The organism is Nocardia wallacei (genome assembly GCF_029868745.1).
In the GTDB taxonomy this organism is placed as follows: Bacteria; Actinomycetota; Actinomycetes; order Mycobacteriales; family Mycobacteriaceae; genus Nocardia; species Nocardia wallacei_B.
Genome location: NZ_JARWOP010000366.1, coordinates 16,090 through 26,278 on the forward strand (window position 1 = coordinate 16,090; position 10,189 = coordinate 26,278).

Consider the following 10,189-nt stretch of genomic DNA (forward strand, 5'->3'; position numbering starts at 1 on the left):
CCCCGCACCGAGTCAGGCCGACGCGACGGTTTCGCGGCGGCGCACCAGGCGATTCACGAGCGGGTATCCGGCGCACACCAGGACCGCCCACACCAGACCGACGACCAGCGCCGTGCGCCCGCTGTCGGTGAAGAACAGCAGCACCACCACGAGCCCCAGGAACGCCAGGGCCAGCACGCTGGTCACGGGGGCGCCAGGCAGCCGGTAGTCGCTGGCCGGGAGTTCCCCGCGGCGGACCTTGGCGCGATAGAGCAGGTGGCAGACCAGGATCATGCCCCACACGAAGATGATGCCCATGGTGCTGACCGAGGTGATGTAGTTGAACGCCTTGTCCGGCGAGATCACATTCACGACCACGCCGATCACCATCATCGCGGCCGACACCACGATCCCCGCGTACGGCACCTGGCGGCGGCTCAACCCCGACAGCGCGCTCGGCGCCTCCTCGCGCAGCGACAGGCTGCGCAGCATGCGGCCGGTGGAGTAGATCCCCGAATTGCACGAGGACAGCGCCGCCGTCAGCAGCACGAAGTTGATCAGGCCCGCGGCGCCGGGAATGCCGATCTGCGCGAACACCTCGACGAACGGACTACGGCCGCTGTGGAATTCGGTCCAGCTCACCACCGACATGATGATGATCAGCGCCCCGACGTAGAACAGGCCGATGCGCAGCGGCAGCGTATTGATCGCCTTGCGCAGCGTGCGCCGCGGATCCGCGGCCTCGCCCGCGGTCACGCCCACCAATTCCACGCCGACATAGGCGAACACCACGATCTGCAATGCCAGCATGGCCTGATCGACGCCGTTCGGGAAGACACCGCCCGCCGACCAGAGATTGGTCACCGTGGAATGGTCGGTATGCCCGAAACCGAAGACGAGTACGCCGATGCCGATCAGGATCATGCCCACGATGGCGGTCACCTTGATCGCGGAAAACCAGAACTCGCCCTCACCGAAAAGCTTTACCGAGATCAAGTTCGCCGCGAACAGCACGCCGAGCACGACCAGCGCGGTCACCCATTCCGGGATCGCGAACCAGTACTTCACGTATTTACCGGCAACGGTAATTTCGGCCATGCAGGTCGCCACCCACACGGCCCAATAGGTCCAGCCGGTCACGAAACCGGCGAAGCGGCCCAGGAATTCGTTGGCGTACTCCGCGAAGCTGCCCGAGACCGGGCGGTAGGTCAGCAATTCGCCGAGGGCGCGCATGATCACGAAGATCGCCAGACCGGCGGCGAGATAGCACAGGATCAGTGCCGGCCCCGCCTGTTCGATGGCACCGCCCGCGCCGTAGAACAGACCGGTGCCGATCGCGCCGCCGATGGCGATCATCTGGATGGTGCGCGGGTTCAGTCCGCGCTTGTAGCCTTCTTCGTCACTCGCGGTCGCGAGCGGTGGCGCGCCGGGCGCCGCCGAAGTGCGGTCGGTCGTCATGGTCGGCACGCTACCGCGCTCCCGCGCGACGCGCGCGGCCGAGCCGCGAAGCGCCTCAGCCCTGCTGGGCCTCCCACATCCAGTGCAATTGCTCGAGCCGCGCGGTGATCTCGATGAACAGATCCTGGGTGACCGGATCGGCCTTCTCGGTCGCCTCGATGCGGCCGCGCATCCGCTGGACCACGGCGGCGAGGTTCCCGATGACGGCGTCGGTGACATCGACGTCGCGCTGCCAACCGCCCGGGAATCCCTTCGCGCCGGAGGAGTCGGCGACGGTGCGGGCACGGCCGTCCGGGCTCACGCCGATCGCGGTGGCTCGCTCGGCGGCCTTGTCGGTGAAGTCGCGGGCGTCATCGACCAGTTCGTCGAGCGCCAGGTGCACGGTGCGGAAACGCTCCCCGATCACGTTCCAGTGCGCCTGTTTCGCGATCAGTGTCAGATCGATCAGGTCGACGACGGCGCCGTTGAGCGCCTCGCCGGCGATGCGCTGCTGTTCGGGGTCGAGGGTCGTGGTGATGGGTTGTGCCACGGGATGACTCCTTCCTCGGTGGGTCACTTGTGACCGCCTTACCCTCCCGGCGCGAGATCAACCGGTCGCGGTGAGCCAGGCCACAGCCCGGACGGGTTGCCGAAGAATAATTGTGAATACACAATCATTGTGTGCCTACAACTATCGAGGGGCTGGCCGCGCGCCGGAAGACGATCGTCCTGGTCACGTGCTGCCTGAGCCTGCTGATCTCGTCCATGGACGCGACGATCGTCAACGTCGCGATCCCCACCATCCGCACCGATATGGACGCGCCGCTGTCTCGGCTGCAATGGATCGTCGACGTCTACACGCTCACCCTCGCCAGCCTGCTCATGCTGTCCGGGGCCGCCGCCGACCGCTTCGGCCGCAAGCGCGTGTTCCGCTTCGGCCTGGTCACCTTCGCCGTGGGATCGCTGCTGTGCAGCCTGGCGCCGAGCATCGAAATCCTGATCGGGGCCCGGTTCGTGCAGGCCCTCGGCGGTTCGATGCTGAACCCGGTGGCGATGTCCATCATCACGACGGTGTTCACCGGCCGCGTCGAGCGGGCGCGGGCGGTGGGTGTCTGGGGTGCGGTGGTCGGCATCTCGACCGCACTCGGCCCGATGGTCGGCGGCGGGCTGATCGACGCGCTCGGGTGGCAGTCGGTGTTCTGGATCAACCTACCCATCTGCGCGGTCGCGCTGATACTCACGACCATCTTCGTGCCGGAGTCGAAGTCGAAGACGGTGCGCGGCATCGACGGAATCGGCCAGGCGCTGGCGATCGTGGTGATGTTCACGCTCGTGTTCGGGCTCATCGAGCGGCAACCGCTGGTGTTCGTGGTCAGCGGGATCGCGTTGGCGGCGTTCGTCTTCCACGAGTCGCGACACCCGTCGCCGTTCATCGATCTGCGTTTCTTCCGCAGTGTCCCGTTCTCCTCGGCGACCGTGACAGCGGTGTGCGCGTTCGCCGGGCTGGGCGCGTTCCTGTTCAGCGCCTCGCTGTATCTGCAAGGGACACGGCACTTCTCGGCCGTGCACACCGGTCTGCTGTATCTGCCGATGGCACTCGGCGTGCTGATCTGTTCCCCGCTGTCCGGGCGGCTGGTCGGCCGGTACGGGACCCGCCCGTCGCTGCTCGTGGCCGGGACGTTCATGGCGCTGGCCGCCGTGCTGCTCACGACCCTGCACGCCGATACCGCGATCTGGCAGCTGATCGTCATGTTCGCCGTCTTCGGCATCGGCTTCGGCCTGGTGAACGCGCCCATCACGACCGCCGCGGTGAGCGGGATGCCCAACGATCGCGCGGGCGCCGCCGCGGCGGTGGCGTCCACCAGCCGGCAGGTCGGGGTCAGCATCGGTGTGGCATTGTGTGGCCTGTTGACCGGCGCGAGCCTGTGGTGGGTGGTGGCCGCGCTGGCCGCGAGCATCATCGGCCTGGGCGTGGCCGCCAACACCCGGTGGGCGGAGCGCTCCCGCGACCGGGTCGCACCGTTGCTCGAGGAGAAGGTCCCCGCCAGTGTCCGATGAAGTCCACACCGCGCCACCGGAACCCCCGGCCACCCCGGACGAGGTCTGGCGGTTGCTCACCCACCTGGTCACGGACACTCGCGATCAGTGGAAGCGGGCGGTCGTGGAGCGAACGGGCATGCCGTTCAGCCGGATTCGGATCCTGCGCCGCCTGCGGCAGGGCCCGATGACGCTCAAGGACCTGGCCCGCGCGGCGACCATGGACGCCCCCGCGACCACCGTCACCATCAACGACCTCGAGGAACGCGGCCTGGTGATGCGCCAGACCGACCCGGCCGACCGGCGCTCGAAGCTGGTGTCCGCCACCGAATCCGGCCTGGCGGTCCTCGCCGACGCCCTGGCGACCCCAGACCCCGCCCCGGATTCTCTGGCCGCCCTGTCCCCCGACGAACTGCGCACGCTGCGCGATCTCCTGCGCCGCCTGGAGCACTGACCGATCGGCGAGAACGTCAGCGACGCACCGTATTCGGTCGCTACCGCCGGCTGTCAACCTCGCCGGGTGCGCAATGCCGACCGCGCTCGCTCGACCACCTGATCGACATCGCCTTCGGCATCGATCCGGACGCCCGGCTCGTCGGGGGCCAACGGTTGCAGGGTCGACAGTTGCGAGTCCAGTAGCTGTACCCGCATGAAATGGTTGCTGCGCGTGGTCAATCGGCGTACCAGTTCCGCGCGTGAGACGTCCAATTCGATGAAGCGCAGGGCGGGAACCTTGGCGCGCAAGCGATCTCGGTAGACGCGTTTGAGGGCAGAGCAACTGACCACCCCGCCGGGTTGCCCGGCCCGGTCCGCCAGCCACGCGGCGACCGCGTCGAGCCAAGGCCATCGATCGGCGTCGTCGAGCGGCACGCCGGAGGCCATCTTCGCCACATTCGCGGGCCGGTGGAAGTCGTCGCCGTCGGCGTACTCGGCCCCGAGCGCCGCGGCCAGCCGCTCCCCCACCGTCGACTTGCCCGCGCCGGAAACGCCCATCACGGCGATGGGCCCCCACGGTTCGGTCATGGCCGGGACCCTAGTCGCCGGGATCGCCCGGGACGCCTGAACTACGCTCGCAAGCGTGGCGGAGGAGACTACACCGGAGTGGGCGCCGAGCGCGTCGTCCGGCTTCGAGCTGGGCACCGACGGGCCCAAGGTGATCCTCGTCGGGATCGACGGATCGGACGCGTCCTGGCGGGCCGCCGCCTACGCAGCGGGACTCGCCCGCCGCCAGAACGCGCTGCTGGCAATGATTTACGTGCAGCCGTGGATGGCGATGGCGGGCGCCTACGGCGCCGATGTGCAAGCGGTGACCGCGGAGATGGCCGAGGATCTGGCCCGCGAGATCCAGCAGCACGCCGAGCGCGTGCGCGACGTCTACGCCGTCCGGTGGAAATTCCTCACCCGGCGCGGCGACCCGTATACCGGGCTGGCCGAGGCCGCCGACGAACTCAAGGCCGACGCGGTCGTGGTCGGGGCCTCGGAGAAAACGGGGCACCGGCTCATCGGGTCGGTCGCGGTGCGGCTGGTCAAGGCCGGGCGATGGCCTGTCACGGTGGTGCCCTGACCCGCGTGGCGAAGCCGGACCGACCGGTCCGATGGTTACGATCCTCGTCGTGGATCCGGTCGACCGAGTTTGACCCACCCCACCGCGGGAATCGCCGGAACAGCCGTCGAGGGAAAGGGTTTTCTTCATGATCATCCGCCGTCTTGCCCGACCGCTGCTGGCTGCCAACTTCGTCGTCGATGGTATCGACACGCTGAGGCATCCGGAGCCGCGCGCGAAGGCCGCCGCGTCTCTGGTGACGCGTGGCCAGCAGAGCCTGTCGCCGCAACTGGCCGAAAAGCTGCCGAGCGAGCCGGGCCAGATCGTGCGTGTCAACGCCGCCGCCCAGGTGGGCGCCGGTGTGCTGCTGGCGATGGGGCGGCTGCCCCGGCTGTCGGCACTGGTTTTGGCGTGCACGGTGGTGCCCGCCACCGTCACCGAACAGGACTTCTGGAACGAACCCGATCCGGAGCGCCGAGCCACCAAGCGAGTCGCCTTCCTGAAGGATCTCGGCCTGCTGGGCGGGCTGATCATCGCGTCCGCCGACACGGCGGGAAAACCGTCGCTGGGCTGGCGTGGCCGGCGGGCCGCTCGCCAGGCCGCCGCCGCGCTGCCGTTCGTCGGCCCCACCTCGGGAGAGGCGCTGCGCGATCGCCTGCAACAGCAGGCGGTGCACGGCCGCGAGCTGGCGCATACGGCCGCCGACAAGAGCGCGGAGTGGGCCGAGGTCGCGCAGTCGCGCGGCGCGGTGCTGGCCGAGGTCGCCCGCCAGCGCGGCGCCGAATTGGCCGTTCCGGCGAAGGAACACGGTGCCGAGTGGGCCGAACGCGCCAAGCACCGCGGCGCGGAACTCGCCGAGGTCGCCAAGCACCGCGGCGCCGAACTCGCCGAAGTCGCCAAACAACGCGGCAGCGCCCTCGCCGACACCGCCGAGGACCGCGGCACGGAGTGGGCCGAACGCGCGAAGCATCGCGGCGCCGAGCTCGCCGAAGTCGCGAAACAGCGGGGCAGCGCCCTCGCCGACACCGCCGAAGATCGCGGCACGGACTGGGCCGGACGCGCGAAGCATCGGGGCGCTGAACTGGCCGAGGTTGCCAAGCAACGCGGCAGCGCGTTGGTCGATACCGCCGAGGAGCGCGGTAGTGAATGGGCCGAACGCGGTAAGCGGCGCGGGGCGGCCGCGGCGGAGACCGCGCAGCACCGGGGTAGCCGAGTAGCGGAGCGGGCCAAGCATCGCGGGGCCGACCTCGAGGACCGCACGCGCAAGCGCGGGAAGAAGCTGGCGCGGACGACGCGCGAGCGCGGGGCCGAAGTGACCGCCGCCGCCCGGCTGCGGGCCGCGCTGGCGGCCGCCGAAGCCGCCGAGCTGGCGGATCGGGCCAAGGACCGCGGCGTCGAGGTGGCCGGGTCGCGCCGGACCAAGTTCGGCCGCGGATAGTTCCGTCCGGTTCCGCATCCCGTCCGGTCGGCGGGGTGCGGTGCCGTGCCGGTCAGCGGTGCGTCCGGCTCAGTACTCCTGCGCCAGATCCGCGTCGTAGCTTCGGAATTCGGCCGCCTCGCCGCACACCCGGCGCATCTCCAGATCGTCGAACAGGCCGATCCGCCGCACTGTTACCTCCGCGATGCCGAGGTTCAGGGCCTCGGCGGCCGCGACCTCCTTACGGACGGCGAGTTCACGGTAGCCGGGATCGTCTCTCGGCAACCGTCCCAGCATCGTTCGCAGCTCCGACAGTTCCGCCAGGGCTCGGGTGCGCTGCCGCACCATCCGCCGATCCGGATCGTCCACCGTGCTCACCCGCTCCTCGGACGTGATTCTCGAGCACTCACGCAAGGCCGCCTCAGAGCCGGGCGGCGGCCTCCAGCAACAACATTCGCGTTTTCTCCGGAGTCGCGGCCTGCACGCTCAGCGTGTCCATGACCTGCCGGTACAGCTCCAGATCGCGCGGCCGATCCAGATACAGTGCGCTGGTGAGCTGTTCGAGATAGACGACATCGGGGAGTTCGGGTTCGGCGAAGCGCAGCATCGTGAACGAGCTGCCCGCGGCCGCGTGCCCGCCGACGGCGTAGGGCAGCACCTGAATGGTCACATTGTTCCGGGTCGACATCTCCGCGAGGTGCTCGAGCTGGCCGCGCAGCACCTCGGGCCCGCCGATCGCGCGGTGCAGCACCGCCTCGTCCAGCACCGCCCACAAGGTCGGGCCGCACGGGCGATCCAGCACCTCCTGGCGGCGGCTGCGCAACTCCACGCGGCGCGGCGCGTCCTCCTGCGCGTCGCCCAGGGCGATCACGGCGCGGGTGTAATCCTCGGTCTGGAGTAGGCCCGGAACCAGCTGTCCCTCGAAGGTCCGGATCGCGTGCGCGGCGTGTTCGAGCCCGAGATAGGTCTCGAACCAGGGCGGCAGCAGATCACCGAAGCGCTGCCACCAGCCGGGCTCGTTGGCCTTGCGGACCACGCCGAGGAAGGCCGCCCGCTCCGCGGCATCGCCGACGCCGTACAGCGTCAACAGATCTCGGACGTCGCGTTCCTTGAAACCGGTGCGGCCCAGTTCGAGACGGCTGATCTTGGCGTGCGAGCCGCGGATGTGCTCCCCGGCCGCCTCGCGGGTGATGCCGCGCTGCTCGCGTAGTCTGCGTAGTTGCCCGCCGACTGCAATCCGTAGCGCGGTGGGCCCGCGCTCGACTACGCCCGAATCCACACGGCCGATGCGCGCGGGTTCCGAAATCATGGGATCGACTCCGATGCTCGGCGGCTATAGGAGGCGGTGCGAGGCCGGTCCGACGCTCCGGCCCGCCACGCCAAGCGGTAATCATACCCCCGCCGAGGCACGGATCGATGGGTTCGAGCATCCCGCGTCGGCGAAGGTTGCCGATCAGATGCGGGACAGCTGGTAGATACGGAAGACGCGCGCGCCTGCCAGCCGCTGTTCCATGGTGTAGCCGGGCCAGTAGGCGACCGCGCGCCGCCAGGCACTGTCGCGTTCCGATCCGGCGAGGCGGCGCACCTGGACCTTGAAACGCTCTCCGCCACTATGCATTTCGGCATGGTCGGCGGCATCGAGATTGGCCGACCAAGCCGGATGTCCCGGCCGCCCCCAATTGGAACCGACCAGTAGGAAGGTGCCCGGGCCGTCGGGCACGTAGAGCAGCGACACGGTACGCGGCAATCCGGACTTGCGTCCGGTAACGGTCAACTCCATGGACGGCAGGCCGGCGAGATCGAGAACCCCGCGGCGGCCCCGGCTGAGCCGACGCACGAGCCGCTCCAAGCGCACGACGACCGGGGCGGCGCGCATGACCGACGGGCGACGAGCGATGGCGCGCCCCACGGCGGGCAGTGGATTCCTCGGCACCTGCTCACCGTAATCGACGGTGGTTTCCGTGCGGTGGCCCACCTGTTACCGGGCGGCTATGCCGGAATCGCGGATCACTCCGAGCATCTCGCTGTAGCTGAGACTCGAAGTGACGGTGAGTGTTTCGGATCCGGGATCGGTGTCGACGTGGCTGACGGTGTCCAGGCCGCGCAGGGTGCGCTCGGCGACCTCGGCGTCGGAGCCGAACTCGGGCAGTTCGAAGGTGTAGGTGCTCATGGATTTCTCCCGACATCGAATGTGGTTGTGTTCCCGGCGTATCCGCGACTACGCGACCCAAACTCCGTGCTCGCCGGTCATTCACCGTTTGATTCCCGCCGCGCCGGGAATTGCGAGCCCATACCATCCGACAACCTTGGGATTGCCATGATTGTTCTCATCGGATTGATCGTGTTGATCGCCGCGGTCGCGGTCGGCGTCGCGGCGGTGTCCGCCAATCTGGGCGGCGCGCACCCGCTGTCCACCGACTTCACGGTCTTCGACCAGCATTTCACCGGCTCACAGGGCGAGCTGTTCGCCGCCGGCGCCGCGGTCGGCGCGGTCGGCATGCTCGGGCTCACGCTGGTGCTGGCCGGCGCGCTGACCACCGCGCGCCGCAATGCCGCCGTGCGCCGCGAGTTGCGTCGCTCCCGCCGCGAAATCGCCTCTGCCCGAAGTGATTCCGCGACACCGCCGGAGGGTGCTCCGGCGCGGCAGCGACCGGCGTGGTCCTGGAACCGATTCCTGCGGCGCCCCGGCACGCAATCGAAGACCTCCACCCGACAGGCGCAGCCGCAGAGCTGACGCCGTAGCCGAAACGGAATCACCATGATCATCGCCGGAATACTGCTCGTCATCGCCGGGTATCTGCTCGGCTTCCCCGTCCTCGTCACCATCGGCGTCATCCTCGCCGTGGCCGGGCTCGTGCTGGTACTGCTCGGCGGCGCCGGTCGCCCGGTGGGTGGACGTCGCCACTATTACTGAGTAGCGACGAGAAACTCCGCCATCGCCTCGGCGACGGCCGCCCGCTGGTCGAGCATCGACAATACGTACGCGTCGTCGATCTCGACCAGCCGTCCGCGGGGCAGCAGTTCGGCGAGCCGGGCGCCGTGTGCGCGTGGCATCACTTTCCCCGCCGACGACCACAGCACCAGGGCGTCGCCCGGAAAGCCCCGCAGCGCTTCGGTATTCGCGATCAGCTCACGCTCGTCCGGCATCGACCGGCCGTACTTGCGGACGTCCCGGCCGATCCGCCGGTCCCGCAGACCGGGCTCGGTCCACCCGCGCACCAGTTCGTCCGAAATCGGCTGGCGGGCCATCCAGCCGAACAACAGCGGCGATCGCCGCAACCAGCCGATCCGCAACTGCCGCAAGGCGATCGGCAAAGCACCGGGAACCCGCAGCGCGACCACCGCCATCTTCCCCGGCAGGCCCGGCGGGAAGTTCCCGAAGGCCTCGCACGGCAAGACGATCAGCCGCGACACGCGCTCGTCGAGCCCGTAGGCGGCGAGGAACAGACCCCCGCCCCAATCGGTGTGCACCAGCGTGACGTCCCGGAGGTCCAGCGCTGTAAGGAAATCCGCGATCAGGACGTTGAGCCCGCGCATGGACAGATCGGCGTCGGCGCGCATCGGCTCGGGGTGCGAGCCCAGCGGCAGATCCGGGCGGATATAGCGGAATCCGGTGGGCAGCAGGCCCAGTACGGCGTCCCAGACCGTGTGGTTCATCAGCAGCCCGTGCAGCAGCACTACCGGCGGTCCCTCGCCGTGCTCGAGATAGTGCACGCGGCCCGCGGGAACCTCGATGACAGGCATACGGTCGATTCCTTCCGCTAGAACAGTCACTC

14 protein-coding genes are annotated in these 10,189 nt (G+C 69.2%); 6 read left to right on the forward strand and 8 right to left on the reverse strand.

Features of this window, described 5'->3' with window-relative positions:
- Window positions 1-12: 12 nt before the first annotated feature.
- Both QH470_RS34205 and QH470_RS34210 read right to left on the reverse strand, forming a co-directional pair.
- Window positions 13-1,437: an amino acid permease gene (locus QH470_RS34205; protein ID WP_280276527.1), complete on the reverse strand. Its 1,425-nt coding sequence runs from the start codon at window positions 1,435-1,437 to the stop codon at window positions 13-15.
- A 55-nt stretch (window positions 1,438-1,492) separates the two neighbouring features.
- The gene (locus tag QH470_RS34210; protein WP_280276528.1) at window positions 1,493-1,966 is read right to left on the reverse strand and encodes a Dps family protein; all 474 of its coding nucleotides are present in this window, start codon (window positions 1,964-1,966) and stop codon (window positions 1,493-1,495) included.
- Between the two features lie 131 nt (window positions 1,967-2,097).
- Between QH470_RS34210 and QH470_RS34215 the strand changes: the two genes are divergently transcribed.
- The gene (locus tag QH470_RS34215; protein WP_280276529.1) at window positions 2,098-3,474 is read left to right on the forward strand and encodes an MFS transporter; all 1,377 of its coding nucleotides are present in this window, start codon (window positions 2,098-2,100) and stop codon (window positions 3,472-3,474) included.
- Window positions 3,464-3,907 (forward strand): MarR family transcriptional regulator, encoded by a 444-nt coding sequence (locus tag QH470_RS34220; protein ID WP_280276530.1) that lies wholly within the window; start codon window positions 3,464-3,466, stop codon window positions 3,905-3,907. Before QH470_RS34215 ends, QH470_RS34220 begins: the two co-directional genes overlap by 11 nt.
- A 53-nt stretch (window positions 3,908-3,960) precedes the next feature.
- Here QH470_RS34220 and QH470_RS34225 read toward each other — a convergent pair whose 3' ends face one another.
- Window positions 3,961-4,476 (reverse strand): gluconokinase, encoded by a 516-nt coding sequence (locus QH470_RS34225; RefSeq protein ID WP_280276531.1) that lies wholly within the window; start codon window positions 4,474-4,476, stop codon window positions 3,961-3,963.
- 55 nt (window positions 4,477-4,531) lie between these two features.
- On the opposite strand from QH470_RS34225, the gene QH470_RS34230 reads away from it, so the two are divergent.
- Window positions 4,532-5,017 (forward strand): universal stress protein, encoded by a 486-nt coding sequence (locus QH470_RS34230; protein ID WP_280276532.1) that lies wholly within the window; start codon window positions 4,532-4,534, stop codon window positions 5,015-5,017.
- Between the two features lie 127 nt (window positions 5,018-5,144).
- Window positions 5,145-6,434 carry a DoxX family membrane protein gene (locus QH470_RS34235; protein ID WP_280276533.1) on the forward strand — a complete coding sequence of 430 codons (1,290 nt, stop codon included), beginning with the start codon at window positions 5,145-5,147 and terminating at the stop codon, window positions 6,432-6,434.
- A gap of 69 nt (window positions 6,435-6,503) precedes the next feature.
- On the opposite strand, the gene QH470_RS34240 is transcribed toward QH470_RS34235, so the two are convergent.
- From QH470_RS34240 to QH470_RS34255, 4 genes are all read right to left on the reverse strand, one after another.
- Window positions 6,504-6,791 carry a hypothetical protein gene (locus QH470_RS34240; protein ID WP_280276534.1) on the reverse strand — a complete coding sequence of 96 codons (288 nt, stop codon included), beginning with the start codon at window positions 6,789-6,791 and terminating at the stop codon, window positions 6,504-6,506.
- Window positions 6,792-6,834: 43 nt separating this feature from the next.
- Window positions 6,835-7,722 carry a helix-turn-helix domain-containing protein gene (locus tag QH470_RS34245; protein ID WP_280276535.1) on the reverse strand — a complete coding sequence of 296 codons (888 nt, stop codon included), beginning with the start codon at window positions 7,720-7,722 and terminating at the stop codon, window positions 6,835-6,837.
- Window positions 7,723-7,866: 144 nt separating this feature from the next.
- Window positions 7,867-8,346, reverse strand: coding sequence for a nitroreductase family deazaflavin-dependent oxidoreductase (locus QH470_RS34250; protein ID WP_280276536.1), 480 nt, complete (start codon window positions 8,344-8,346; stop codon window positions 7,867-7,869).
- A 45-nt stretch (window positions 8,347-8,391) separates the two neighbouring features.
- Window positions 8,392-8,583 carry a hypothetical protein gene (locus QH470_RS34255; RefSeq protein ID WP_187683612.1) on the reverse strand — a complete coding sequence of 64 codons (192 nt, stop codon included), beginning with the start codon at window positions 8,581-8,583 and terminating at the stop codon, window positions 8,392-8,394.
- Between the two features lie 147 nt (window positions 8,584-8,730).
- Between QH470_RS34255 and QH470_RS34260 the strand changes: the two genes are divergently transcribed.
- Together QH470_RS34260 and QH470_RS34265 are read left to right on the forward strand one after the other, a co-directional pair.
- On the forward strand, window positions 8,731-9,147 hold the full coding sequence (locus QH470_RS34260; protein WP_280276537.1) for a hypothetical protein: 417 nt from the start codon (window positions 8,731-8,733) through the stop codon (window positions 9,145-9,147).
- Window positions 9,148-9,171: 24 nt separating this feature from the next.
- Window positions 9,172-9,327, forward strand: a complete 156-nt coding sequence (locus tag QH470_RS34265) for a DUF6131 family protein (RefSeq protein WP_187683614.1) — start codon at window positions 9,172-9,174, stop codon at window positions 9,325-9,327.
- Here the strand turns inward: QH470_RS34265 and QH470_RS34270 are convergent.
- Window positions 9,321-10,157 (reverse strand): alpha/beta fold hydrolase, encoded by an 837-nt coding sequence (locus QH470_RS34270; protein ID WP_280276538.1) that lies wholly within the window; start codon window positions 10,155-10,157, stop codon window positions 9,321-9,323. The two genes, QH470_RS34265 and QH470_RS34270, sit on opposite strands and share 7 nt — an antisense overlap.
- Window positions 10,158-10,189: the final 32 nt, after the last annotated feature.

Excerpts from the sequence above, each read along its gene's own strand:
- QH470_RS34235 (WP_280276533.1), top strand. The coding sequence starts at position 5,145 with ATGATCATCCGCCGTCTTGCCCGACCGCTGCTGGCTGCCAACTTCGTC.
- QH470_RS34255 (WP_187683612.1), bottom strand. The coding sequence starts at position 8,583 with ATGAGCACCTACACCTTCGAACTGCCCGAGTTCGGCTCCGACGCCGAG.
- QH470_RS34225 (WP_280276531.1), bottom strand. The coding sequence starts at position 4,476 with ATGACCGAACCGTGGGGGCCCATCGCCGTGATGGGCGTTTCCGGCGCG.
- QH470_RS34260 (WP_280276537.1), top strand. The coding sequence starts at position 8,731 with ATGATTGTTCTCATCGGATTGATCGTGTTGATCGCCGCGGTCGCGGTC.
- QH470_RS34245 (WP_280276535.1), bottom strand. The coding sequence starts at position 7,722 with ATGATTTCGGAACCCGCGCGCATCGGCCGTGTGGATTCGGGCGTAGTC.
- QH470_RS34205 (WP_280276527.1), bottom strand. The coding sequence starts at position 1,437 with ATGACGACCGACCGCACTTCGGCGGCGCCCGGCGCGCCACCGCTCGCG.
- QH470_RS34265 (WP_187683614.1), top strand. The coding sequence starts at position 9,172 with ATGATCATCGCCGGAATACTGCTCGTCATCGCCGGGTATCTGCTCGGC.
- QH470_RS34270 (WP_280276538.1), bottom strand. The coding sequence starts at position 10,157 with ATGCCTGTCATCGAGGTTCCCGCGGGCCGCGTGCACTATCTCGAGCAC.